We start from the raw sequence: 23,313 nt of genomic DNA, 5'->3' as shown, positions 1-23,313 counted from the left end.
CGAGAAAAAGCAAATAGTATCTTACCGCCCACAAGAGGCTTATGACACGAGGCGCCGCCCACCATAAAAATAGTAAAGACGCATCCCTATCAACCCCAAGAACAAGAGAGAATAGAGGAGAGCAGAGAAAATATCACTACGAGAAAGCCACAGATAATGCACACACGCAAACACGACAACGGCAAACACGATTTTATGGAGGCGACGCCAATTTTTTGCGCCCATCCAACGTATCAAACGCGGCAAGCTGGTGACCGCCATGATACTCAACCCCACCCATCCCATAAAACCCACAAGAATATAAGGACGTTCCGCCAGTTCCTTGCCAAGATTGGCGATGTTAAATTCGATGAGAAGACTCACAAACACCAACACATGCAAACAGACGTAAAAGTAGCACCATAAGCCCAATTGGCGTCGATAGCTCACAAGACGCGGCATACGCAAGTATTTCGAAAAAGGACTCATACAGAGGCATAATAAGAGAAAATTTAATGCCCAAATCCCTGTCTCTAACGACAATGTCTTTGCCGGGTCAGCCCCTAGATTCCCCGTGAAGATATTCATCAACAGAATCACCGCTGGCATGCTACAGCCCCAAAAAACGCCATGCCATAAAAAGCCCTTTGCTCGTGCCGCCATCGTCTTTTCCTCCTCTGAGATTAATCGTTCTGAGATTAATAGTAACGGCCTATGAGGTCCATGCCTGTGTAGAGACTGGCAACCTCCTCGCCATAGCCGTTGAACATCAATGTCTCGATACGCTTCGTATTGAACAAGCCACTGGCGTCAGTAAAACGACGTTCAGAACTCTGAGACCACCGCGGATGGCTACGTTGCGGATTGACATTGCTGTAAAAGCCATATTCCCGAGCCGATTGCTTATTCCACGTCGTCGCAGGCTGGTCTTCCGTGAATGTGATACGAACAATCGATTTTGGGCTCTTAAAACCATATTTCCATGGCACGACAACCTTGATGGGCGCACCATTCTGTGGATAAAGCCGCCGCCCATACATGCCAACGGTGACAAAGGTGAGGGGATGCATGGCTTCATCCAAACGCAACCCTTCCACATAGGGATACTCGATGACACTAAACAGACTCCTCTGCTGAGGCATTTCCTCAGGACGATAGAGCGTTTGCATGGCCACATAGCGCGCCGACGCCATTGGCTCTACCCGTTTAATGAGCTGGTTCATCTCGAAACCAATCCATGGAATCACCATAGACCAGGCCTCCACACATCTGAGACGATAAATACGCTCCTCTAAGGCATGGGGACGGACAATATCATCAAGACTATAGGTGCCTGGGTGATGACACAGCCCATCGATCTGCACAGCCCATGGCTCGAGTGTCATCTGATGGGCATGGCGCGCAGGATCTGTCTTGTCCGTCCCAAATTCATAAAAGTTGTTGTAATTGATGGCGATGTCCAAAGGCGTTACCTTGTCGCGCGCGCTCTCGATGTAGCGCGCGCTCTTCTTATGGCGTTGCAGGTTCTCCCGTAAGGCTGACCCATGACCATGCCCCGTCTCATGACGAACCTCTCCTGTCCCCTGTTGTCCTTGTCCCTTGTCTACGTCTACATCTACAGAATACGCTTGTTGTCCAGCCCCTCCATCCATCATACCCTCGCCCCCGTCTCCTTGTTGTGGTGCGGGTGTCACCCCATAACGTCCCGCAAGGAACAACCCGCCCGATACGACTGCCGATGCGGCAATAAAACGCCGACGCGCCTTATAGACTGATTCTGACGTAACGTTATGCTCTTTTTCCTTTGCCATCTCACAATCCTCCTTATGCGTTGAGATTCAACTTTGTGCTTTGCTTGTCCAAGACATCGATAATCTTACTGGCGGCGTCTGCAACATTGGTGCCCGGTCCAAAAATTTCTGCTACACCGACATCATAAAGGAACGCATAATCCTGAGGGGGAATAATGCCTCCACAGACAACAATAATATCATCCGCCTTGTGTTTCTTCAACTCCTCTATGAGCATGGGCACTAATGTTTTGTGTCCTGCGGCCAAGCTAGAGACACCAATAATTTGAGAATCATTATCGATGGCTTGGCGACAGACTTCTTGAGGCGTCTGAAAGAGAGCGCCTATATCCACATCGAATCCCATATCGGCAAAGGCGGTCGCAATGAGATGCGCTCCCCTATCATGGCCGTCCTGCCCCATTTTGACGACAAAGAGACGAGGCGGACGCCCTTGCTTATGGGCAAAATGTTGCAATTTCTCGCGCAAGGCATCGAATTCCTTGTCGCCATGACGAGAAGACGCATACACACCCTGTATCGTGCGGTGATGTGGCTGATAGCGTTGATAGACGCCCTCGAGGACGTGTGTCACCTCACCCACCGTCGCCCGACAACGCATCGCCTCGATGGTGAGAGCAAGCAAATTCGTGGCAAAAGTCGTCTCCTGAGACGACGCCGCCAGACGCAACGCGTCCAGCGCTCGTTGCACTTGTGACGCATCGCGGGTTTTACGTAAATTGTCTAGCTGCGCCTTTTGTAGCGCTAAGACTTTATGATTATCGATATCCCGTATATCGATAACGCCTTCATCATCACACTGATATTTATTGACACCGACAATAACCTCTTTGCCTTGGTCGACTCGCGCTTGTCGGCGCGCTGAGGATTCCTCGATACGTCTTTTAGGAAGTCCCTGCTCGACAGCCTTCGTCATGCCTCCTATGTCCTCTACCTCCTCGATGAGAAGACGCGCCTTCTGCACAAGAGTATGGGTCGTGCTCTCCATGAAATATGAACCCCCAAAGGGGTCGATGACACGCGCCATGCCTGCCTCCTCCTGCATAATCAATTGGGTGTTGCGAGCAATACGAGACGAGAAGGCCGTGGGAAGAGAGAGCGCCTCATCAAAAGAATTCGTGTGCAATGATTGCGTCCCTCCTAACACAGCCGCCATAGCCTCGATGGTCGTGCGCACCACATTATTGTAGGGGTCTTGCTCTGTTAAAGACACGCCTGACGTCTGGCAATGGGTGCGTAATGTGAGACTACGCTCGTCCTTTGGCGCAAATTGCCCCATGAGTTCCGCCCACAACACACGAGCCGCACGCAACTTAGCCACCTCCATGAAAAAATTCATGCCAATGGCAAAGAAAAAAGAAAGACGCGGGGCGAATGAATCAACATCTAAACCACGCTTCACCGCACAGCGCACATATTCCAAACCATCAGCAAGGGTATAGGCGAGCTCCTGCAAGGGAGTCGCCCCTGCCTCTTGCATATGGTAACCCGATATAGAGATGGAATTAAAACGCGGCATGCGTTTTGCCGTATAGTCGATGACATCGGCAACAATACGCATGCTCGGCGCTGGAGGAAAAATAAACGTATTACGCACCATGAATTCTTTCAAAATATCATTTTGAATGGTCCCTGAGAGAGCCTCTTGTTTCACACCTTGCTCCTCAGCGGCAACGACAAAAGAGGCTAAAACAGGCAAAACAGCGCCATTCATCGTCATAGAGACGCTCATTTTGTCTAAGGGAATGCCGTCAAAAAGACGCTTCATATCTTCCACAGAGTCAATGGCAACACCCGCTTTACCCACATCAGCCACAACCCGCGCATGGTCGGAATCATAGCCACGATGGGTCGCTAAATCAAAAGCAACAGACAGACCAGTGACGCCTTGTTTCAAGTTATGGCGATAAAAGGCGTTCGACTCCTCTGCCGTAGAAAAGCCCGCATATTGGCGAATCGTCCATGGCTTGTTGGGATACATCGTTGCCCGAGGGCCGCGCAAAAAAGGCGGGAAACCCGGAAAACTGCCAAGATAGGGAATATCACGCACATCATCCTTGTCGTAAAGAGGCTTGAGCGTGAAACCATCTGCCGTGTGCCACGCCATATCATCGATGGAACGACCACGTAGCTCTTTCTCTGCCTTGTCATGCCAACGTTGCCTATCGCCTTGTTGCCAACCATCTATGGCGCGCTTGTCATGATGTTTCTGTTTCTTTGCCACGTCTCGATGTCCCTTGAATGTCTATGCCGCCCCTTCTCCCCCCACGGTGATGTTGGCGATTCGTAAGGACGGCTGTCCGACGCCTACAGGCACCCTCTGCCCTTCCTTGCCACATGTGCCTATCCCCTTATCGAGGGCCAAATCATCACCCACCATCGTAATACGTGTTAAGGCATCAGGCCCATTGCCGATGAGCGTCGCGCCTTTCACGGGTGAGGTGATCTTACCCTTCTCGATATGATAGGCCTCTGACGTGGAAAAGACAAACTTACCCGATGTAATATCCACTTGTCCGCCACTGAAATTCACCGCATAAATCCCATGCGCCACCGACTCGATCATCTCAGCCTGAGGATAATGGCCGTTGAGCATATAGGTGTTCGTCATGCGCGGCATCACGTTGTGGGCGTAACTTTCGCGCCGTCCATTCCCTGTGGATGATGTGCCCATCAAACGACCATTGAGCCTGTCATGCATGTAATTGACAAGAATGCCATCCTCTATGAGAGTCGTACACTGACTGGGCGTGCCTTCATCATCATAGCGTAAAGAGCCACGTCTATGGGGACATGTGCCATCATCGACCACAGTCACCCCTCGAGACGCAATGGGCTGTCCCATCAACTCAGAGAATGCGGCTGTCTTTTTTCGGTTAAAATCCCCCTCTAGCCCATGGCCTATGGCCTCATGGAGGAGGATACCAGGCCAGCCAGACGCTAGCACGACATCCATCTCGCCAACGGGCGCTGGCTTGGCATCGAACAGAACGTGGGCATGGCGTATGGCCTCGTCGGCAGCCACATGCCACGACGCTTCTTTGAAAAAATCGTCATACCCCATGCGTCCGCCCATCCCATAGACGCCCGTCTCCACATGACGCCCTTGACGCAAACCGACTTGCACATTCATACGCACCAAAGGACGCACATCGCAACAACGCCCCTCTGACAGACGCACAATCTCTACCGCTTGGAAAGAGCCCGTGAGCATGACAAGGACATGGACGGCATGAGGCGCGCGCTCTCGCACATATGCCTCTACCTTCTGCAAGAGCGCCAACTTCTCCTCGAAGGAATACCCATCAAGAGGATTAATAGAAGCATACAAAGGCGACATAAGAGCCCCCTCCATGCCTCGTGAGGAAGACTCTGACGACACCGCACCAGCAACACGCTGAGAACGCCCTAAGGCTGACGCCACAGAAGAAGACGCCTGTTGAAAAGACGCATCGTCAATGACACTACTATAGGCAAGGGCTGATGCCTCACCTATCAAACCGCGCATGCCAAAACCACGCTTCGTATCATACGAACCATCCTTGAGACGCCCATTCTCCCACACGAAACGTTCAGAGATGTGATGCTCTAAAAAAATATCGCCATCATCCGCACGACACAATCCCTCTTGGGCATATCCCTGCAAGGCATCACGCGTCACGTCCCCAGACGCAAAAAAAATCCTGTCACAAAGAGAGTCACTCACCCCCGAAGAACAATGTCCCGATTTTCCCATCATGGCCTCCAAACGCATGGTCGTCATCCCCTCTCACGACTCTATACCACAATAACGCATAAAGGTGAACACATGGTCGCCACATGCATGCCGCCGCACCACATGGTACGCGGAAGGGACAGAGACATCATCCTCCTGACGCGCCGTCTCGACCATGCCTAACGCATGGCGGTGAAGCCATCGCCCCGTATCAAGACAGCATAAAGCATCATACGCCATGTCCCCATGCCACGGAGGCGTGAGAAAAAACACATGGTGGGATGGATAGGCACGCCAACGACGAGGTAAAGACGTCATATCATGACAGAGACACCGCGCACGGGAGTCGAGACGTAAAGACGCAATGTTGTTGCGTGTCGTCATCAGCGCCACAGAATCAAGGTCGATAAAAGACACAGAAAGACATCCCATAGAGAGAGACTCAATCCCCAACGCCCCACTGCCACAAAAACCATCGAGGACAACACACTCATGCCAGCATGACGCATGGGAACGTCCCACAGCGCTATGAAACAGCAGGTCCAACAAGGTCTTGCGTCCACGCATGGTCATCGAGCGTGTCACCTTCTGGGATAAACTATCGATGACACGCCCCCGATACGTCCCTCTGAGCAGCCGTTGCTTCATGCCTCACTGACTCCCACAGACGTCCACGGGCGATGTCATGTGGTGCCAGACAGCTTGGGGAATTTCCCACAAGACAGGCATCTTCTTCTTAGGCAGAGACACACCACCAAACGCCACGCGAATCAAACGCACAACAGGCATATGCCAATGGGCAAGGACGTTACGTAGTTCTCGATTTTTCCCCTCACTGAGGCGCGCCGAGAGCCATTGCGTCCCTTCACGTTGGCGTCCCATCACGACATAAGGCGGAAGAAGGGACGAGACAGAACGACAAGGCTCAACGAAGATAGGACGATAATGAAAGCCTTGCACCATAGCCCCTTTCCTCATCGCACGGGACGCCCGCTCTAACAGACGACCACGTACGCACACAAGATAGTGACGCACAAGCCCATGGGTTGGGTGTTCCAAGAAACGCGCCAAGCGCCCATCATTCGTCAGCAATAAGAGTCCCTCAGACATATAATCCAAACGTCCCACCGCCATCAGGCGCCGCACGCCCAGACGCCCATAATGGGGAGCGAGCATGTCAAAAAGGCAACGCCTCCCTTGTGGGTCACGGGTCGTTGTGAGGACACGCTGTGGCTTGTAACAGGCAAAAAGACGCATGGGCATAGGCTCTGGCAGAGGCATGCCATTGACGATAATATCCGCATCGGATGGCGGTTGGAAGGCGACGTCGGTGATAGGCTTACCACGAAAGAGAACGCGTCCCTCTATAATCCATTGCTCCGCCAATCTACGGGAACATAACCCTCTTTGGGCAATCATGTGAGCAAGACGCATGGGCTTGTCCCCCTCAACGCCGTGGGGTATATGGGGCATATGGGGCATAGGATGATACATGCGCGACAAATTCCTTAAACAAGAGCATGTCCTTATCATCCACCCGATATTCGGGATGCCACTGCACAGCAAAACAAAAACCTCGCTTCTGCCTATCCTCGTCCTCGATAGCTTCGATGATGCCGTCATCCGCTCTGGCACTGATACACATGCCGGGGGCGACATGCTCTACCGCCTGATGATGTGCCGAATTCACGTCCATCCTGTCCTTGCCAACCCACGTGCGTAAAACACTCTGTGACTCGAGAAAAACCCGATGTCCTACTTCGTCCCGAGGATTGGGTTGCTCATGGGCAATCGCTGTCTCCACAGCATCGGGAATATGCTGTATAAGTGTGCCACCACCGACAACATTGAGCAATTGCATGCCGCCACAGATACCAAAAACAGACTTCGAACGTTCTCTCATGGCACGAACAAGGGCATATTCGAATCGTGTGCGTAGGGGATGGGTCTGCACGCTAGGATGGCGACAAGATGTCGTATAAAGTGTGGGCTCAATGTCAAAATCGCCACCCGTCACCAAAAGGCCATCCAACAGGGACGCATACGCCTGTACATGCGCCATCCCATAAGGCATCATGACAGGAACAGCGCCACATTCCGCAAGACATGCGCAATAATTATGGCGCACCATGTAAAATGGCTTGGTGGGCGGTGATGGTGTCGTCTCACCATCCATCGTGACGCCAATGAGCGGTTGCTTTGTCCTTTTTTCTTTCATCGCCAGCAAAACCACAAAACGATAGAGAATGCCCCACCATCATATCCCTTTTATCACGTCATGGATAGTCGCCCTATGACGAACGAGAAACCTCTCTCAATCTATGCCGCCATGGATCTTGCCTTGACGCAAGCCGCCATCGCCAACCAACAAGGGGAAGTCCCCATAGGATGTGTCATCCTTGATAAGAACGGGACGCCCATCGCCCAATGTCATAACCGCAACCGCCAATGCCATGACCCCACAGCCCATTGTGAAATGCTCGCCATTCAGCATGCATGTCGCACCCGACAAAGCCGATACCTCTATCAATGCTCTATGTTCGTCACCTTAGCGCCATGCCCTATGTGCTTTACCGCCATATGCTTTGCCCGTCTGCAACGTCTCTATTTTGGCGCTTATGATACGCGCCATCCCGAACGCGCCAACGCCTATCTCTCCTATCCAAACAACAGGCTAGAAATATACGGCGGTATCGAAGAGAGACGCTGTCAAACCATGCTGGACATGTTTTTTGCCCAAAAAAGGTAAAGATGGAAAAGATAAAGATTATGGTGGCGGCAAAGATGTTGATGCCAAGCTCTCTGCCAACATGGCACATTCTCGGTCCAAAAGACCGTCCACGCATTGAGCGCGAAAATGCCGTTGAAAGGCCGTCACCACAGACGACATGTCATAGAGATCGACAGCATAACCAACATGTCGTAGGACATTTTCTGTCCTCTGACGTTGTGCCATGTCGAGAGGGATACCACGTCCCTCTCGCGCATGGCGTTCCTCCCGTTGTGACGGGACAACGCCGATGCCTCTCTCCGCAAGAAAACGCCATGGGAAACGATGCCCCGGGTCATCTTTGCGCATGGGCGCCACATCACTATGCCCCACACAATGGCATGGCATGATACGCCAACGCTTCATAATACCTTGTGAGAGACGACAGAGCGTCTCTATCTGCCTTGAGGGATAAGAAGGATAGCCATCACGATAGCCCATATTCACCAACTCAATGCCGATAGAGACATCGTTGATGGCGCGCTCCCCATGCCAGCAACTCTCACCAGCATGATAGGCACAAGCATCCTCCGCCACAAGAGACGTCACATGCCCATCCCTATCCACCAGATAGTGACTGCTCACGCATGCCTCCTCATCGCACAGACGAGACAAGGCTTCCTCATAGGATGGAAGTGCCGTATAGTGAAAAATAAGAAGCCAAGGCTTGCCAGTCCCCGCCCGACGACGCTGATTAGGAGAATGGTATATGTCCATATATGTCCATAGGGCTTAAAATTGACGTTCTCCTCTGTTTAACCTCTCTCCATCCCCATGCGATGACTCTTGACCAACGACAGACGCTCTTTGCCCGTATGGATGCTCTGGAACAACGTCTCGAAGAGACGCGCGCCATCCTACAGCAACGAAAAACAAAAGACCATCACACCGACACAAGACAGCAAACGCCCGACAACACCGCACAGACACAAGAAGAAGACGACGCCCACACGACATGGAAGAGACGTTACCAGACATTATGCAAGCGCCACACACAAGCATCCCTCCACTTGACCCACGCCATCAACGCCATCAAACAACTGCTCACACGCCTCGATGGGTAAGATTATCCTCACAATCAACAAAGCCGATTATACCATCGCATGTACCGACGGCGAAGAAGACCATGTCCGCCAATTAGGCGCTCTTCTCAATGACAAGGTCGCCATCTTCGCCCGCCAATTTCCCCATGCTGAGGATAGTCTGCTCCTTATCATGGCGGGCTTGATGATTCTTGATGAAAAAAAGGCGCTCATGGAGACATCATCTCTCACACCACAGGATATTGAACAGCTCACCAGACGTCTCGAGAAAGCAACCCATACCATCGAGGCACTACAGCATGTGGTTAAAAATTCTCCCTGAGGGGGCGCACAGGCGGCCTGTCGAGGGGAATCGTCCTCCCTATGGCCATATCCACCACAGCTTGTCCTAGCTCGTCAGCGGCTTTGAAGAAATTGTCTTCAGGTTGGGTGAGTGTCTCCTGTCCCAGACGTATCGTCCCCCAATGTTGGCCAACAAGAGCGTTGCACCCTAATTCTTGTCCCATCTGCACAGCTGTGCGCGGCGTCATGTGAGAGCCACGCATCACGGCACGAGGAAGATAAGCCCCTATCGCCATAATGCCAATGTCGCAAGAGCCCATACGTTGAGCAATCTGGCGAAACAATGTGGGATGTTTATCACTATCGCCACTATGATACACCACATGAGTCTTTCCCGCTAAAGCAAAAGACGCCCATAACATCTCGTTGCCATCGAACAGCCCACGCCTCGACCAATGCACAGCCGGCAACATGGTGACGGTGATACCATCCACCTCCACGTCATCCCACCAATCAAGTTCGATGACATCCTTATACCCTCTCTCCCGAAAAAAATCCCCCATCTCTAGGGGAACAACAACGGTGATAGACTCCTTGTTCGCCATATGCGTGATACTCCAGTCGCATAAATGGTCGTAGTGATTGTGGGACACAACCATGATATCGATGGGCGGCAATCCATGAAGGGCAATGGCTGGCGGAATGAGGCGTCTGGGACCCGCCCATGAAACAGGCGAGGCGCGCTCAGCAAAGAAAGGATCTGTGAGAATGCGCTTGCCATCCAACTGCACAAGAAATGTCGCATGCCCTATCCATGTCAGGCTGTCCTTTCCTTCCACAGCCTTCAATTGTTCCTTGACGTCCACTGCCGACAGCACATGGGACGAAGGGACATGGGCAAGAGTCCATGTGTCCTTTGGTGTCGTCGATGTGAGGGACGCTAAAAGGCGCGGCACGATAAAGGAGACCCGCTGCCAAAAGGTTGACCCCCGTTGCGGCGAGTCGGGAAGATTGCGAAAGCCACCCTCCACATGGTGCCATGGCTTGCCTTCGATATGCTCTGGCGCAAAAAGACGCAAAGAACAAGACATTAACACAAGCCCCAATAATGGTACGACCATATAACGCATCGTTCATCCTCTATCCTGATAGGTTATGCCCCCGCTAGCCTTATGACACATTGTTCGCAAGAATTTATCCCTTGCATGCCTCTGACCTCTGTGCTACTCTAACGGGCGATGGGATGGGGAGCAAGGAAAACAACGTGGGAAACAACGCGCATACGTAGCGTGCTCGCGCGATAGGCAACCAAACGGGGAGACACGCATGGCTTGGGGCGATCACTTCATCAAAAAGCGGGGGCTTTTCGTTGTCTTAGCCGTCATCGCTGCCGTCTATTCGGTCTTCCAACGGCAAGATGCGCCTCTCCCTCTCCCGTCCCATGCCTATGAATCGCTCCCTCCGCGCGCGTCCCTTGTCCATAGCCACCATGAGGCGGGACAGCTGTTCAACGCCCGCCATGCGGCGTATGAAGGCGAGGAGGATGGACGTTTCTCCACCATTAAACGCTCTAACGCTCGCATGCGCATTATCACAACCCGCTATGGCGACAACCTCTATGGGATTCTCCATCATAACGATGTCGACAGCGCCACAGCCGACCTCATCATCAAGCGTCTACGTCCCGTCTTCCACATACAGAAACTCAAGGCGGGAAGCAGCATCAATATCGTCTTTGCCATTAATGCCGCTGGGGACATCGTCTATCCTCACCGAGTCGAACTTACCATCGAGGGAAAACAAAGAGTAGGCGTGGCAAGGCTCAACAATGGCGACTACCGAGCCTATAAACGCACCGCCCATACAACCCGCACGCGCTATCGCGCCGAAGGCTCTATCTATCGTAGCTTCGTCCGTAGCCTACGCCAAGAACATGTTCCCGCTTCTGTCACCGAAGAAGCGATTGCCGCCCTCAGCTACGATATCGATTTCCAACGGGAAATACAAAGAGGAAACAACTTTCAACTGACATACGACATCATACGAGACCGCGACACCAACAGCATCATCGAAACACAATTGATGACGGCAAAACTACAAACAGAAGAAAAAAATATCGCCATCTACCGATTCGACTCGTCTCGAGAGTTTCTCCCCTTTTACAAAACGTCAGGAGAGAGTGTCGTGAAATCTCTCTCACGCACACCGCTCAACGGCGCCTATATCTCATCGTCCTTCGGAATCCGTAAAGATCCCATCGTCGGCTATACGCGTCTTCACAAAGGTGTCGATTTCGCAGCGCCTGTCGGCACGCCCGTCTTCGCCGCTGGAGATGGCGTCGTCGTCGAGGCAACATCAAAGGAATATCCGGGCAACTACATTAAGATAAAACATAACGCTGCCTACAGCACACTCTATGCCCATCTCAGCGGCTTTGCCATCGATATCGAACCCGGAATAAACGTCAAGCAAGGGCAAGTCATTGGCTATGTGGGAAATACAGGCTACTCCACAGGGCCCCATCTTCATTATGAAGTCCAACGCTACCATGGCAATATCAACCCCCTCCTCTTGTCTCTCCCCAGCACAGACAGACTGCAAGGAGATGAACTACGTCGATTCCAAAACCTTATCACCGCCTATAACCAAGAATATGACACCCTCGATACTATCGCCTCTCTCGCCCTCGGCGGGAGCGAGTGAGAGTCATATCAGGCAACCTTATCGACGTTCCTTGCCTCACCCACAATCTCGTCGGCCCCTTGTGTGATGGAGACCGTCAAGCCTTGTTGCCCTTGATGACGCTCTTCTCCCCCCTTCTTTCCCGATACCTTGACGGTTGCACCAACAGGGGGACGTTCCTCGCGTAACAGCAATGACGCCAGCGGGCTTTTGATATGCTTTTCGATAAGGCGATTAAGAGGCCTTGCTCCATAGGCTTCATCATACCCATGGTGGGCAAGCCATGTCGCTGCCGACTCATCAACGTCCAGCATTAATTCACGCTCACGCAACAACGCCGCTAACGCCTCAAGGCGCACAGACACGATAGTCTCCATGACATCAGGCTTGAGGGCATGGAACAAAATAATATCATCAAGACGATTCAAAAATTCTGGCTTAAAGTGCGCGCGGACGCGCGCCATGACGTCATCCCTCTCATCATGCGTCAACGCGCTCCGCTCAGAAGAGCGCGCATAGACATCACTGCCCAGATTAGACGTCATAATAATCAAGGTGTGGCGGAAATCGACGGTGCGTCCCTGTCCATCAGTCATACGCCCGTCATCCAACAGCTGGAGGAGAATATCGAAGACATCACTATGGGCTTTCTCTATCTCATCGAAGAGAATCACTTGATAAGGACGCCGACGCACAGCCTCACTCAAGGCGCCGCCTTGTTCATAGCCAACATAGCCGGGAGGCGCGCCCACCATACGCGAGACGTTATGCTTCTCCATATATTCTGACATATCGAGACGCAAGAGAGCATGCTCATCATCGAACAGAAAAGAGGCTAATGCCTTCGACAGCTCCGTTTTCCCCACACCGCTCGGTCCCAAAAACATGAAAGAACCCGTCGGACGTGTCCCGTCTTGCAGGCCCGCCCGACTACGACGCACCGCTTCGCTCACGGCTAACACCGCATGGTCTTGTCCCACGACACGCGCTGAGAGCTCCTTCTCCATCCCCAAAAGACGCTGATGGTCGCTACTTTGTATCATTTTATCCACAGGAATGCCCGTCCAACGAGACACGACAGTGGCAATGTCGGCTTCTGTGATGCTCTCATGGAGCATGCCTTGGGCGGATGCGCGTTTTTTCTCCTCTTCTTCCAAGTCTTTTTGATAGGCGGGAATCGTCGCATAGCGCAACTTGCCCGCCCTATCATAGTCGCCTTGCCGTTCTGCCACCTCTAGGTCGCCTTTTGCGCGTTCGATCTTCGCTTTCACATCTTGGACGAAAGAAAGGGCGCGCTTTTCTTCACGCCACGTCTCTTGGAGCGATGCCGCCTCAGCCTCGAGGGACGTCAATTCTTGGGTAATCTTGCTCAGACGTTCCTGTGTCTCATGGCCCGTTTCTTTCTTCAATGCTGCTTCCTCTATCTTCAGAGTCATGATGGCGCGTTCAACCTTGTCGAGAGGCTCTGGTTTCGAATCGAGGGACATGCGCATACGCGCCGCCGCCTCATCTACAAGGTCTATCGCCTTGTCTGGAAGAAAACGCCCGCTGATATAACGCTTCGCCATTTTAGCGGCCGCCACCAACGCCCCATCGGTGATATGCACCGCATGGTGTAGTTCATACTTCTCTTTCAAACCGCGTAAAATAGAAATACTCTCTTCCACAGATGGCTCCTCCACATAGACCGGCTGGAAGCGCCGTGCTAGTGCGGGATCCTTCTCCATGTGCTGACGGTATTCATCGAGGGTGGTCGCGCCAATACAACGCAACGTCCCACGCGCCAAAGCAGGTTTGAGCATATCGGCAGCACCCACAGAACCAGATGTCTTGCCCGCCACCGCCAATGTATGAATCTCATCAATAAACAACAAGACCTCCCCCTTTGCTTCATCTACTTCCCGTAGGACAGCCTTGAGACGCTCCTCAAAATCCCCTTGATAACGCGCGCCCGCCATGAGAAGCGCTAAGTCTAAGGCCATCACACGACGCCCCTTCAAACCATCAGGCACATCCTCTGAGACGACACGTTGGGCGATGCCTTCGACAACAGCCGTCTTGCCAACACCCGGCGCCCCTATCAACACGGGATTGTTCTTGGTGCGGCGCAAAAGAACCTGAATGGTGCGACGAATCTCCTCCTCTCTGCCAATGACGGGGTCAAGCTTCTGCTCTCGCGCCTTTTGCGTCATATCCACAGCATATTTCTCTAGGGCTTGATACATGTCCTCGCCATGAGAGGACTGCACAGAGGCATTTTTACGTAGATTTTTCACGCCTTGTTCCAGCTGCGACAAGGAAACGCCTTGCTGTTCTCGCAACATGACACCAAGGGGCGTCTTATCCTCCAAAACAAGAGACAAAAAAAGCGTATCGACGCTGATGAATGCATCCCCCCAATGGCGCGCTCGTGTCCTCGCCCCTTCGAAAAGACGCCCCACATCGTCATCCGCACGCAATGGCGACGCCTCTTGCACTTGAGGCATATCCGCCAAACGCTTTCTCACCTCTTCCTGTAGGGAAGCACCATCACCGCCCGCCTGACGCCACAGAGGAATGATCGTCTCATGGGCAGACTCCAACATGCCATGGAGCACATGGGTCGGCGTTATGACAGCATGGGCGCCATGACGCGCCATCTTCTCAGCAGACTGAATGCTGGCAAGTGCCTTCTCCGTAAAGTTATAACGCTCCATTATTAATGTCTCTCCGTCCTAAGGTGGATATGTCGTCGCCCCCCGCGCAACCATCATCGCGCCATGCCCCTCTATGACACGCTCTATGGCAACACGCCCTCTATGCATATAATACAGAGAGGAAAGAAAAAAAGAGTTGTTATGCCGATACTTCCCTATCTGGTGGCGCAACAGCGACACGCTGTGACGTCTGGGGAAATTTGCGACGATAATGCCCTTTATCCGTCTCAGCACGGCGCGCAAGGCGCAAATAATGCTCGGCATGCTGGTAGTAGTTTTCTGCCTTCACCCTGTCTGTATTGGCGGTCTCACGCGCCAATGACAAATAGCGTTCGGCGATCTGCGCTATCGTGCCACGCACCTTGACGTCAGGCCCATGGCTCTCCACCGTTGTGCCAGCGTTCCACTTTCTCTGCCCATTGGAACGAGAATAGCGACTACGTTTCTGCGTGTTCGACGCATATGAAGATGAATAAGGTCTCATAATGCCCTTCACAATTTTAAAGAATTAACCCATAACGGCTCATGCGCGACAATGGACGAAGCCCCTGTTGCCCTCTAACCCACACCCCTAGCCTTGCTCCCTTCCCCGCCATACACCCAACCTCCCTCAACCCATGTATGCTATGCCTGCCGCTTCTGCCCCCCTCTACTCTGCCCCCTTGCTCCCCCCTTGCCCTATGCCCTCTTATGGTGTCACTATGGCATGGCTTTGTTTCCTTTTCAACATGTATTTTCTGTGGTTCCTCATCACCAAGCCTCGTATCTTTCCACTGAGGTCATAGGCGTAAGCCACGACACATAGCCCAACAGGCCTTATCAAGGAAGCAACAAGAGGAGCATAGCCATCACCAATTTCGAGAATAAGCACGCCTCGCACCGATAACACATCAACAAGGGAAGGAAGAAGAGAACGATAGGCATCCAAGCCGTCCTCACCGCCATCGAGGGCGCAACGTGGTTCGAAACGCGCAAAATCCGCACGCCTATAGGCATGGTGTGTCACATAGGGGGGGTTACAGAATATAACATCGCATTGCCTTGTCCCCCACCCATGTCCCCAATGACCACAGAGGGCAGTCGCTCGATGTGCCAATCCCAATCTGTGCCAATTCGCCCGCGCCATAAGACACGCACCAAAGGATATATCGACGCCATAGCCATATGTTTGCGCTCTCTCATGTAAAAAAGCCGCTAACAGACAACCACTCCCCGTGCCTATATCAAGGACAAGGCGCGTCTCTGGATGGGCATGACGCAATGCCGCCTCAACCAAACTTTCACTATCGGGACGAGGCTCTAACGTGTGGGCGTTGATGGCAAATGTGAGACTCCAAAATTCTTTCTCACCCTTGAGGCGCGCATACGATTCCCCCGCACAACGTCTCTGCGCTAAAACCTCTAACGCACCCCACATAGAGGAAGGTAAAGGCATATCTCCCATACAAAAAACACGCTCCATCGGCATATCCAAACACAAACCCATCAGCAAGCGCGCCTCCCTGAAGGGCTGTTCGATATGCGCCTCTTTGAGCCATGCCGCCACCATCGAGAGACCATCATCAACACTCACCTCTGTGGCGTCGTCTAGCGCTCTGTGTGACGTGTTAGTCGTCATAAGCCTTGTTCCACTGCTGTTCCTCATCCCATGCCTGCAACGCCTCTATAAGGGTGGCTATGCCCGTCCCCGCCATAATGCTGTCAATATGGTGCACACTCAAGCCGATACGATGGTCTGTCACGCGCCCTTGCGGGAAATTATAGGTGCGTATGCGCTGAGAGCGGTCGCCGCTCCCTATCTGTTGCTGTCTCTCCTTATTTTGCTGGGCATGATGTTGCTGACGCTGAAAATCATAGAGACGAGCGCGCAACACAGCCATCGCCCGCGCTCGATTCCTATGTTGCGACTTCTCGTCTTGACACTGCACAACAATGCCAGACGGCTTATGCGTTATCCGCACGGCACTATCAGTCGTGTTCACCGATTGCCCGCCGGGCCCCGAAGAGCGATAGCGATCGATACGCACATCTTGCGGGTCAAGAGCAATATCAACCTCGCCCATCTCAGGAAGAACAGCAACCGTCGCCGCTGACGTGTGAATGCGCCCCGATGATTCTGTCTGAGGAATACGCTGAACACGATGAGTCCCCGATTCATATTTCAGCTGACGATAAACATCACGCCCCTCTATCTTCATACATGCTTCCTTAATCCCGCCTATATTGCCCTCGTCCATCGAGTAGACGCGCCACGACCATCCCACCATGTCAGCATAACGCTGATACATACGCAATAAATCGCCAGCAAAAAGAGAGGCTTCGTCGCCTCCCGTTCCCGCCCTCACCTCGAGCAGAACATCCCGTCCGTCATTTTTGTCGCCTGAGAGCATAAGGCGACGCAAACGCTGACGCTGTTCCTTATGAAGACGAGTAAGACGCTCCACATCCTCATGGGCTAAGGCGCGCAACGCCTCATCATCGGCATGCTCTTCTAGCACCATGCGCGCCGACTCCAGTTGCTTCTGCGTCTTCTCCATCGCCTCTATGCATGACACAGCCTCCTTCGTGGACGCATAGTCACGGGATAACGCCTGATAACGTTCTTGGTCATGGACAGAGCGCGCCATGTCTTCTTGAAGTTGCTGGTGACGCGCCACAACCTCCTTCACATGGCGCTGCCACTTCTCCTCTTGTGCCGTCATGACATAGTCCTCGTCCTCGCACCACGCCAAACACTGGAGGGATATGTCGCCCTGAGATATGTCACCAACTGGTCTCGCGCCACACGCTCTTGCGCGCCATCACGTAAATTCCGCACAATGACATCACGCCCCTTCATTTCCTCCTCGCCCAATAAACATGCCGCACAACAAGACATTTTATCAGCGCGCTGTAACCCCTTGCGTAATTGTGGTTTAAAACCATAATCCACCTTAACCCCATGCCCGCGTAGGAAACACGCAAGAGCCAACGCCTCCCGCCCATAATCCTCATGGCTCGCTATCACCGCCACCGACGGCGCCTTCTTGTACATCGTCTTCGAGAGCAAAGCGAGACGTTCGATACCGCATGCCCATCCTATCCCCGGCGTCTTCTTACCGCCCAACGTTTCAGCCAGCCCATCATAACGCCCGCCCGCCAAAAGAGCATTGTGACTCCCCACATGGTCGGTAACAATCTCGAAAGCCGTGTGCCGATAATAATCCAAACCCCGCACCAAAGACTCGTGATGACGATAGGGAATGCCAAGATGGGTGAGCCCTTCACAGACATGGTGAAAGAAACGCTGTGACTCTGGACTAAGGTAAGCGCGCACGAGAGGCGCTTCGGCCTTGAACTTCTCATCCTGCTTTTCCTTAGAGTCAAGGATACGCAAAGGATTACGCCTGAGGCGTTGCTGTGATAAAGGCGACAGTTCTTTCTCGTAACGAGAAAAATAGGCATAGAGCGCATCCCGCCAACGTTGCTTGCTCTCGTCATCACCAAGCGTATTCACTTCGAGAGTCACACCCACATCACCCACATCCAACGCCCTCAGCACATCCCAAGCACACGCCATCACCTCCACATCCATGTCTGGCGACGCACTCCCCAATGCCTCGACGCCCGCCTGATGAAATTGCCGCCACCGCCCTTTCTGAGGACGCTCATAGCGAAACATAGCACCACGATAAAACCACTTCACAGGAAGAGATAAATGCTGTCCATGATTGATAAAGGCGCGCATCACAGCAGCTGTCCCTTCGGGACGCAACGCCAACATGTCGCGATGCTCGTCCTCCTGAGAGGCGCTTCCCCCCACCACATGATACATTTCCTTCATGACGACATCAGAGCCATCACCAAGCGTGCGGACAAAAACAGAACGCTGTTCAATGAAAGGCGTCGCCATCGGTTCATAACCATAATTGTCGGCGACTCGCTGAATCACCTCCATCATGTGAAGATGCTGTCGATACGTATGCGGTAAAAGGTCTTGGGTGCCACGCACCGCTTGTTGTGCCATCATCACAGCACGAAATACTTACGACACGACATTATCCGCAACGGATTGGGCACGCGCAGCTTTCTCCTTTCGTTCTTGTGCCTGTAGCTCTTCCGCCTTGCGTTCCACAAGCTCCACAAGATGGTCGATGATGTTACCCTCACGCAAAATATGGTGTTTTTCCCCATTCAAATAGACTTGGTGACCGCTCCCGCCACCTGTGAAGCCAATGTCTGTCTCTCGCGCCTCGCCCGGCCCATTGACAACACAACCAATCACCGACAATGTCATAGGCGTGCTGATATGACTCAAACGTTGCTCTAACTCTTGGACGGTGGGAATCACATCGAATTGCTGTCTGGCACATGACGGGCAAGAAATAACATTGACACCACGATGACGCAGATTGAGGCTCTTGAGGATGTCGAATCCCACTTTTATCTCCTCGACTGGGTCAGCAGAGAGAGAAACACGAATGGTGTCGCCAATGCCCGCCCATAACAAAGAGCCTAAACCGATAGATGATTTGACCGTGCCACTCATCAAGCCGCCAGCCTCCGTAATCCCCAAATGCAGAGGATAAGCGCATGCGTCGGCCACAGCATAGTACGCCGCCACCGCCAAAAACACATCAGAGGCTTTACAGCTAATCTTGAAGTCAAAGAAGTCGTTATCTTCCAATATGCGGATATGACGCAATGCCGACTCCACCATCGCATCGGGACATGGCTCGCCATATTTCTCTAGCAAGTCGCGCTCGAGACTGCCCGCATTGACACCAATACGCATAGAACAGCCATGGTCTTTTGCCGCCTTGACAACCTCGCGCACCCGTTCGGCACTTCCAATGTTGCCCGGATTGATTCGCAAACAAGAAGCACCAGAGGAGGCAGCCTCGATGGCGCGCTTGTAGTGAAAGTGAATATCGGCAATGATAGGCACCGTCACTTCAGGCACAATCTCTTTCAACGCAAGGCTCGACTCTTCATCGGGACATGACACACGCACCATATCAGCGCCCGCCACCTCCAATTGACGAATTTGACGAATGGTCGCCTTGATGTCAGTCGTCAAACTGTTCGTCATGGACTGGACAGTGATCGGCGCATCACCACCAACGGCAACAGTGCCCACGTGAATCTTCTTGCTCTTGCGTCTCTCAATATCACGCCATGGTCGTATACTGCTCATGATGATGTTCCTCAGAATGCTCCAGATTTATCACAGACAAATGCCCCCCTCTTCGCTATAAAGGGACGACTCACCTTGTCCCCACCATATGTCTTTTATTTAAGGTTTGCAACCGCCTATGTCGACTTCGAATTCTACGTCCCCTCCCTCGCACATTCATGGCATCAGCTGTCTGGTGAATGACTATGATGCCCTGTTCTGCGACCTATGGGGTGTCGCACACAATGGGGTTGCCCTCTTCCCCCATGTTCTCCATGCGTTACGCCAGTGGCAAGACCATAAAAAAAGGCTCGTCTTTATCTCGAATGCCCCCCGCCGCGCCTATGCCATCGCCGCCCAACTCCGCCATATGGGCATGGCAGACGCACTCCATGATGGCGTCATCTCGTCCGGCGAAGAAGCATGGCATGCCTTGACACGAAACGATAAGGACGCCCCCTATGGCCAGTGGGGAAAGAACTTTTACCATATAGGCCCTGAAAGAGACCATAATATGTTCGAAGGACTCCCGCAAAAACCCGTCCGCTCTATCGATGCATGCAGCTTTATCCTCAATAGCGGTCCATGGGGCGACCTTCAGGGGAGCGACCTTCAGGGAGGCGACCATCATGACCTCCATGCCTATCACGCTATTTTAGAACAAGGCTTGCGTCAGAAGAAACCCATGATATGCCTCAACCCCGATATCGATGTCATCAGAGGCACAAAGCGGGTGCTCTGTGCTGGCGCCCTCGCCCGCTCTTACCGCCAAAGAGGAGGTGTCGTGTCCTATCACGGCAAGCCATACCCATCCATCTACGCCATGGCCCACAAACGGATCAATGAACGCCACCACGAACCCATCCCAAAACAACGTATCCTCGCCTTAGGCGACTCCCTCACCACCGATATTGCTGGCGCTGACTCTTACGCCATCCATAGTGTCCTTGTGCTCAGTGGACTCCACAAAGCGCCCATAGGCAACAGCATCGATGACGCCTATCTTGCCCAACTCGCCCAGACACCACCCACCCCGCATTACGTCATGACGCAACTGGCATGGTGAGCCAATCCGAAAGAGCCTAGTCCCCAAAAGAGCCTAGTCCCCAAAAGAGAATGTCTGCATGCGGACAACAGCCACCGAACGCACCCCTGGCTTGACTTCGAAAGAAGCATGGGCAAAGGGAGGCGCTGATAAAAAAGGCTTCACATTGCGACTAAAGCCAAAATTCTCTAAGGGCAAACCAATAAAGGACGTGTCAAACTCGTCATTGCCGTTCTCGTCATGATAGAGCGCAATGGCATACCACCCGTTTACCAAATTCTTAAAGACAATCCCCCCCTTTGGAATGTCCTTCACCGCCACTCTGTGCTCACGCAACGTCTCCCCTTCAGGGAATTCATCGGCATTATTGTACAGCGCCAGACTCACCGCCCCTTTTTGACTGCGTAAATCCTCCACAACCAAACGAATTTGCCCCGCCCAGCCACAGGTCGCCCATAAAAGACCTGCCAACACCATCGTCCCCCCAACCATCACATTGTTGCTTGCTCTCATCATCGTCCTCCTGCGTCCCCCTTGCTCTATGACCATCATACACCCTCCTCTCACCTTCTTATCTTATATGGCATGTCTTTGCATGCTCTTTGTTGACAATTTAGAAAGGTTGCATATCGATGACAAGACGTAAATTTTGCCCCGCCCTCAAGCGAAAAGCCGCCTCCTTAAAGGAAGGAGAAGAAAAAAGAGGTTCGGCATTGCGACTAAAGCCATAGGACTCCTCAGGAATTCCGAAGATGTTCGTATCTAATTCGCCGTTATCGTTCTTATCATGGTAAAGGGCAATGGCGTAATAGCCAGCGGGAAGTTCCTTGAAACGCGCCCCATCGCTCTTGACAGACGGAATATCCAAGGTAAGAGAGCCCCCTTCATCGCGTATGCCTTTGACAAGGACATGCAGTTGCGCCGACTCGCCATCCACAGGGTATGGCGAGGAAGAAGGCACAGAGTCTGTGGCATACGCCTCACCCACAAGAACAATCAAGGCAACATAATGACATAGCAGAAAACGTAGATTCATGACACGCACCCTAGATGGTTGATATGGCCTGTTATGACGTCTTGTCACTGACAGATGCATCGTGAAAAGAGTCCATGCCATTATGGCACATAACAGCGGCACGGACAATGCCTAAAGCAAGGACAGCGCCACTCGCCTCTCCTAAACGCATATCGAGAGATAATAAGGGCGATAAGCCCAGTAGGTCTAAGAGACGCTTATGTCCTTTCTCATAAGAGAGATGTCCCGCCCAACAATGACTCAAAAGGTCATGGTCATAGGCAAACAAGCATGACGCAGCAGCACAACAGACAAAACCATCCAATATGACAGGAATGCGTCGCCGACGCGCCGCTATTAACGCGCCCACCATCGCCGCCACTTCATACCCACCCACAGCACAGAGGCAATGCCATACATTCTTGCGCGCATTCTTGCGCGCAAGGGCGCTGTGATGATAGGCAAGCGCTGTCTCGATGATATGGACTTTGTGCTTCCTCTCTTTCCCCTCAAGACCAGTGCCAGCCCCAACCCAATCGGCCACATCACCCCCAAATAAGGCACAGCACAAGGCGGAGGCGCATGTCGTATTGCCTATCCCCATTTCACCAATGGCAAGAATGTCCTCCTCACCCGTCACAGAGTCGAACCCGTAACGTAACGCCGCAAGACAGGACTCTTCGTCCATCGCCTGCCCGCATGTGATGTCTTGGGTTGGCGTGTCGAGAGACATCTCATGGATGGTGAGGGACACGCCATGGAGCGCGCTCAATTGACTGACAGCACCACCCCCCTTTTTAAAATGGGCCACCATTTCTTTTGTGACAGCACTGGGATAAGCTGACACAGAGTGTACGGTCACCCCATGGTTTCCCGCATACACACGGGCAAAAAGGGTTGCCGCCTTGGGATACGTCCTCTGTTGCCAGCCAGCAAGCCAACAGGCAAGCGTCTCTAAGCGCCCAAGAGCGCCTTGAGGCTTGGTGAGGGAGTCATTATGACGACGCGCCGCTGAGGCATAAGACGTATCAAAAGAAGGCACATCCCGTAACAATGCCTCAATATCGAGGAAAGAGTCCCACTCTGCTATCGCCGTCACGGCACGCGCCTCTTATGTCTG

Annotated in this window: 23 protein-coding genes; 5 read left to right on the top strand and 18 right to left on the bottom strand. The window is 52.7% G+C overall.

Features of this window, described 5'->3' with window-relative positions; genetic code table 11:
- Positions 1–39 precede the first annotated feature (39 nt).
- The 7 genes from GDA54_04365 to GDA54_04335 all read right to left on the bottom strand — a co-directional run bounded on the left by GDA54_04365 (position 40) and on the right by GDA54_04335 (position 7,723).
- The gene (locus GDA54_04365) at positions 40–642 is read right to left on the bottom strand and encodes a sulfoxide reductase heme-binding subunit YedZ (protein ID MBC6497536.1); all 603 of its coding nucleotides are present in this window, start codon (positions 640–642) and stop codon (positions 40–42) included.
- 35 nt (positions 643–677) lie between these two features.
- On the bottom strand, positions 678–1,790 hold the full coding sequence (gene msrP / locus GDA54_04360) for a protein-methionine-sulfoxide reductase catalytic subunit MsrP (GenBank protein MBC6497535.1): 1,113 nt from the start codon (positions 1,788–1,790) through the stop codon (positions 678–680).
- 13 nt (positions 1,791–1,803) lie between these two features.
- Positions 1,804–3,978: a methylmalonyl-CoA mutase gene (scpA, locus tag GDA54_04355; protein MBC6497534.1), complete on the bottom strand. Its 2,175-nt coding sequence runs from the start codon at positions 3,976–3,978 to the stop codon at positions 1,804–1,806.
- 57 nt (positions 3,979–4,035) lie between these two features.
- Positions 4,036–5,496: a metalloprotease TldD gene (tldD, locus tag GDA54_04350; protein ID MBC6497533.1), complete on the bottom strand. Its 1,461-nt coding sequence runs from the start codon at positions 5,494–5,496 to the stop codon at positions 4,036–4,038.
- A gap of 63 nt (positions 5,497–5,559) precedes the next feature.
- The gene (locus tag GDA54_04345) at positions 5,560–6,153 is read right to left on the bottom strand and encodes an RsmD family RNA methyltransferase (GenBank protein MBC6497532.1); all 594 of its coding nucleotides are present in this window, start codon (positions 6,151–6,153) and stop codon (positions 5,560–5,562) included.
- A gap of 3 nt (positions 6,154–6,156) precedes the next feature.
- The gene (locus tag GDA54_04340) at positions 6,157–6,978 is read right to left on the bottom strand and encodes an rRNA pseudouridine synthase (GenBank protein MBC6497531.1); all 822 of its coding nucleotides are present in this window, start codon (positions 6,976–6,978) and stop codon (positions 6,157–6,159) included.
- Entirely contained in the window at positions 6,953–7,723 is a 771-nt protein-coding gene (locus tag GDA54_04335; protein MBC6497530.1) for a gamma-glutamyl-gamma-aminobutyrate hydrolase family protein, read from the bottom strand. Before GDA54_04335 ends, GDA54_04340 begins: the two co-directional genes overlap by 26 nt.
- 75 nt (positions 7,724–7,798) lie before the next feature.
- Here GDA54_04335 and GDA54_04330 point away from each other — a divergent pair, with 75 nt between their 5' ends.
- Complete coding sequence (locus GDA54_04330) at positions 7,799–8,254, top strand: nucleoside deaminase (GenBank protein MBC6497529.1); 456 nt, start codon at positions 7,799–7,801, stop codon at positions 8,252–8,254.
- Positions 8,255–8,272: 18 nt separating this feature from the next.
- Here GDA54_04330 and GDA54_04325 read toward each other — a convergent pair whose 3' ends face one another.
- Positions 8,273–8,992, bottom strand: coding sequence for an N-acetylmuramoyl-L-alanine amidase (locus tag GDA54_04325; GenBank protein MBC6497528.1), 720 nt, complete (start codon positions 8,990–8,992; stop codon positions 8,273–8,275).
- A 2-nt stretch (positions 8,993–8,994) separates the two neighbouring features.
- On the opposite strand from GDA54_04325, the gene GDA54_04320 reads away from it, so the two are divergent.
- Together GDA54_04320 and GDA54_04315 are read left to right on the top strand one after the other, a co-directional pair.
- On the top strand, positions 8,995–9,339 hold the full coding sequence (locus GDA54_04320) for a hypothetical protein (GenBank protein ID MBC6497527.1): 345 nt from the start codon (positions 8,995–8,997) through the stop codon (positions 9,337–9,339).
- A complete protein-coding gene (locus tag GDA54_04315) occupies positions 9,332–9,640 on the top strand; it encodes a cell division protein ZapA (GenBank protein ID MBC6497526.1) in 309 nt (102 codons plus the stop codon). Before GDA54_04320 ends, GDA54_04315 begins: the two co-directional genes overlap by 8 nt.
- Here GDA54_04315 and GDA54_04310 read toward each other — a convergent pair.
- A complete protein-coding gene (locus GDA54_04310) occupies positions 9,624–10,730 on the bottom strand; it encodes an MBL fold metallo-hydrolase (GenBank protein ID MBC6497525.1) in 1,107 nt (368 codons plus the stop codon). The genes GDA54_04315 and GDA54_04310 overlap by 17 nt on opposite strands.
- 196 nt (positions 10,731–10,926) lie before the next feature.
- Here GDA54_04310 and GDA54_04305 point away from each other — a divergent pair, with 196 nt between their 5' ends.
- Positions 10,927–12,303, top strand: coding sequence for a peptidoglycan DD-metalloendopeptidase family protein (locus GDA54_04305; protein MBC6497524.1), 1,377 nt, complete (start codon positions 10,927–10,929; stop codon positions 12,301–12,303).
- A gap of 8 nt (positions 12,304–12,311) precedes the next feature.
- Here GDA54_04305 and GDA54_04300 read toward each other — a convergent pair whose 3' ends face one another.
- The 6 genes from GDA54_04300 to ispG all read right to left on the bottom strand — a co-directional run bounded on the left by GDA54_04300 (position 12,312) and on the right by ispG (position 20,154).
- A complete protein-coding gene (locus tag GDA54_04300) occupies positions 12,312–14,978 on the bottom strand; it encodes an AAA family ATPase (protein ID MBC6497523.1) in 2,667 nt (888 codons plus the stop codon).
- 139 nt (positions 14,979–15,117) lie between these two features.
- On the bottom strand, positions 15,118–15,462 hold the full coding sequence (locus GDA54_04295; GenBank protein MBC6497522.1) for a DUF4167 domain-containing protein: 345 nt from the start codon (positions 15,460–15,462) through the stop codon (positions 15,118–15,120).
- A gap of 204 nt (positions 15,463–15,666) precedes the next feature.
- Complete coding sequence (locus GDA54_04290; protein ID MBC6497521.1) at positions 15,667–16,596, bottom strand: peptide chain release factor N(5)-glutamine methyltransferase; 930 nt, start codon at positions 16,594–16,596, stop codon at positions 15,667–15,669.
- The gene (prfA, locus tag GDA54_04285) at positions 16,586–17,680 is read right to left on the bottom strand and encodes a peptide chain release factor 1 (GenBank protein MBC6497520.1); all 1,095 of its coding nucleotides are present in this window, start codon (positions 17,678–17,680) and stop codon (positions 16,586–16,588) included. The genes GDA54_04290 and prfA overlap by 11 nt, the downstream gene beginning before the upstream one ends.
- Positions 17,677–18,987: a histidine--tRNA ligase gene (locus GDA54_04280; GenBank protein MBC6497519.1), complete on the bottom strand. Its 1,311-nt coding sequence runs from the start codon at positions 18,985–18,987 to the stop codon at positions 17,677–17,679. The genes prfA and GDA54_04280 overlap by 4 nt, the downstream gene beginning before the upstream one ends.
- 15 nt (positions 18,988–19,002) lie before the next feature.
- Positions 19,003–20,154, bottom strand: coding sequence for a flavodoxin-dependent (E)-4-hydroxy-3-methylbut-2-enyl-diphosphate synthase (gene ispG, locus GDA54_04275; protein ID MBC6497518.1), 1,152 nt, complete (start codon positions 20,152–20,154; stop codon positions 19,003–19,005).
- 118 nt (positions 20,155–20,272) lie between these two features.
- Between ispG and GDA54_04270 the strand changes: the two genes are divergently transcribed.
- On the top strand, positions 20,273–21,199 hold the full coding sequence (locus GDA54_04270) for a TIGR01459 family HAD-type hydrolase (protein ID MBC6497517.1): 927 nt from the start codon (positions 20,273–20,275) through the stop codon (positions 21,197–21,199).
- 33 nt (positions 21,200–21,232) lie between these two features.
- Here the strand turns inward: GDA54_04270 and GDA54_04265 are convergent, their stop codons facing one another.
- From GDA54_04265 to cobT, 3 genes are all read right to left on the bottom strand, one after another.
- Positions 21,233–21,730 carry a DUF2141 domain-containing protein gene (locus GDA54_04265; protein MBC6497516.1) on the bottom strand — a complete coding sequence of 166 codons (498 nt, stop codon included), beginning with the start codon at positions 21,728–21,730 and terminating at the stop codon, positions 21,233–21,235.
- A gap of 61 nt (positions 21,731–21,791) precedes the next feature.
- A complete protein-coding gene (locus GDA54_04260) occupies positions 21,792–22,214 on the bottom strand; it encodes a DUF2141 domain-containing protein (protein ID MBC6497515.1) in 423 nt (140 codons plus the stop codon).
- Positions 22,215–22,245: 31 nt separating this feature from the next.
- On the bottom strand, positions 22,246–23,283 hold the full coding sequence (gene cobT / locus GDA54_04255; GenBank protein MBC6497514.1) for a nicotinate-nucleotide--dimethylbenzimidazole phosphoribosyltransferase: 1,038 nt from the start codon (positions 23,281–23,283) through the stop codon (positions 22,246–22,248).
- Positions 23,284–23,313 lie beyond the last annotated feature (30 nt).

This window comes from Alphaproteobacteria bacterium GM7ARS4, from assembly GCA_014332745.1.
GTDB lineage: Bacteria > Pseudomonadota > Alphaproteobacteria > GM7ARS4 > GM7ARS4 > GM7ARS4.
This window is presented reverse-complemented; position numbering and strand designations above follow the sequence as displayed.

Bases quoted from the DNA above. Each gene is read 5' to 3' on its own strand.
- GDA54_04365 (MBC6497536.1), bottom strand. From the start codon at position 642: ATGGCGGCACGAGCAAAGGGCTTTTTATGGCATGGCGTTTTTTGGGGC.
- msrP (MBC6497535.1), bottom strand. From the start codon at position 1,790: ATGGCAAAGGAAAAAGAGCATAACGTTACGTCAGAATCAGTCTATAAG.
- GDA54_04345 (MBC6497532.1), bottom strand. From the start codon at position 6,153: ATGAAGCAACGGCTGCTCAGAGGGACGTATCGGGGGCGTGTCATCGAT.
- GDA54_04340 (MBC6497531.1), bottom strand. From the start codon at position 6,978: ATGCCCCATATACCCCACGGCGTTGAGGGGGACAAGCCCATGCGTCTT.
- GDA54_04335 (MBC6497530.1), bottom strand. From the start codon at position 7,723: ATGAAAGAAAAAAGGACAAAGCAACCGCTCATTGGCGTCACGATGGAT.
- GDA54_04330 (MBC6497529.1), top strand. From the start codon at position 7,799: ATGACGAACGAGAAACCTCTCTCAATCTATGCCGCCATGGATCTTGCC.
- GDA54_04325 (MBC6497528.1), bottom strand. From the start codon at position 8,992: ATGGACATATACCATTCTCCTAATCAGCGTCGTCGGGCGGGGACTGGC.
- GDA54_04320 (MBC6497527.1), top strand. From the start codon at position 8,995: ATGTCCATAGGGCTTAAAATTGACGTTCTCCTCTGTTTAACCTCTCTC.
- GDA54_04315 (MBC6497526.1), top strand. From the start codon at position 9,332: ATGGGTAAGATTATCCTCACAATCAACAAAGCCGATTATACCATCGCA.
- GDA54_04310 (MBC6497525.1), bottom strand. From the start codon at position 10,730: ATGCGTTATATGGTCGTACCATTATTGGGGCTTGTGTTAATGTCTTGT.
- GDA54_04305 (MBC6497524.1), top strand. From the start codon at position 10,927: ATGGCTTGGGGCGATCACTTCATCAAAAAGCGGGGGCTTTTCGTTGTC.
- GDA54_04300 (MBC6497523.1), bottom strand. From the start codon at position 14,978: ATGGAGCGTTATAACTTTACGGAGAAGGCACTTGCCAGCATTCAGTCT.
- GDA54_04295 (MBC6497522.1), bottom strand. From the start codon at position 15,462: ATGAGACCTTATTCATCTTCATATGCGTCGAACACGCAGAAACGTAGT.
- GDA54_04290 (MBC6497521.1), bottom strand. From the start codon at position 16,596: ATGACGACTAACACGTCACACAGAGCGCTAGACGACGCCACAGAGGTG.
- prfA (MBC6497520.1), bottom strand. From the start codon at position 17,680: ATGACGGCACAAGAGGAGAAGTGGCAGCGCCATGTGAAGGAGGTTGTG.
- GDA54_04280 (MBC6497519.1), bottom strand. From the start codon at position 18,987: ATGATGGCACAACAAGCGGTGCGTGGCACCCAAGACCTTTTACCGCAT.
- ispG (MBC6497518.1), bottom strand. From the start codon at position 20,154: ATGAGCAGTATACGACCATGGCGTGATATTGAGAGACGCAAGAGCAAG.
- GDA54_04270 (MBC6497517.1), top strand. From the start codon at position 20,273: ATGTCGACTTCGAATTCTACGTCCCCTCCCTCGCACATTCATGGCATC.
- GDA54_04265 (MBC6497516.1), bottom strand. From the start codon at position 21,730: ATGATGGTCATAGAGCAAGGGGGACGCAGGAGGACGATGATGAGAGCA.
- GDA54_04260 (MBC6497515.1), bottom strand. From the start codon at position 22,214: ATGAATCTACGTTTTCTGCTATGTCATTATGTTGCCTTGATTGTTCTT.